The sequence below is a fragment of the Shigella sp. FC1967 genome (genome assembly GCF_001743005.1).
Classification (GTDB): Bacteria; Pseudomonadota; Gammaproteobacteria; order Enterobacterales; family Enterobacteriaceae; genus Proteus.
This window is the reverse complement of record NZ_MIIZ01001107.1, coordinates 1-860: the sequence shown is the minus strand read 5'-3', so window position 1 is coordinate 860 and position 860 is coordinate 1. Positions and strand designations below refer to the sequence as shown.

At 30.3% G+C, this 860-nt stretch carries 1 protein-coding gene; it reads left to right on the top strand.

Going from position 1 to position 860, the window contains the following annotated elements:
• Positions 1 to 230 precede the first annotated feature (230 nt).
• A complete protein-coding gene (locus BHE89_RS18880) occupies positions 231 to 548 on the top strand; it encodes a hypothetical protein (protein WP_069369290.1) in 318 nt (105 codons plus the stop codon).
• Positions 549 to 860: the final 312 nt, after the last annotated feature.

The window sequence follows — 860 nt, the reverse complement described above, 5'->3', positions numbered from 1 at the left end:
TCCCAATTATTTAATGCATACTATTACTCAAACCACTTTAAGTCATGTTTGTGCTAAATATTGGCTATCATTGAATAACATTGATACAGCTAAAGAATTTGCCCACTATGGATTGAGTAAAATAAAATTAGGGGTGGCATGAAAAAAGTATTTAAAGAAATTATAACGCTATAATTTCTTTGATATTGTGTTTAACAAGATAATGCGTTAAAAGAAATTGGCATACGAATATGAGTAAAATCCATGCGACAATAACGTTGTTTACAACACAATTAGGCGGTAGAAGATCACCGATGACTTCATCTCGACCTTATCACTGCCCTCTTTTTTTCGCATCTCCTATTGAAATAGCACAACATGGGTTTGATTGTAGAATACTTATCAACGAGCTAGAAATAAATCTCTATCCAGGTGAAACTGCAAACAACATTCCCATCATATTCCTATCGCCTGAAGAAATATTTCCTTATTTAAAAATCAATATGAGTTTTAATATTTGGGAGAATGGTTATATTGGGGAAGGTATAATTACAAAGATCTTTCCATGATTATTTGGCTAATTGAATAAAAGAAATATTTTATGATAACCATTCGCACTTATTTAAAAGTTAAAAATAGTTTTATTGAAATTAATGACTACACCGGAAATCTAGATGACACTTTTTTATATTTGAAGGTGCAATAGAGTTATCTATTTATAATATCCAAATAATCGATACAGGGATGTGGGATTATGTTGATCAATTATGGAGCTACCTGATTGAAGGTTTAGTTAAAATAAGTAAAAAATCAAGAGTTTAAAACAAACTTTCCCGACCAACCTATTGAAATAAAATTTCAGCCTATCAATGAAAATGTGC

Bases quoted from the DNA above. Each gene is read 5' to 3' on its own strand.
- BHE89_RS18880 (WP_069369290.1), top strand. From the start codon at position 231: ATGAGTAAAATCCATGCGACAATAACGTTGTTTACAACACAATTAGGC.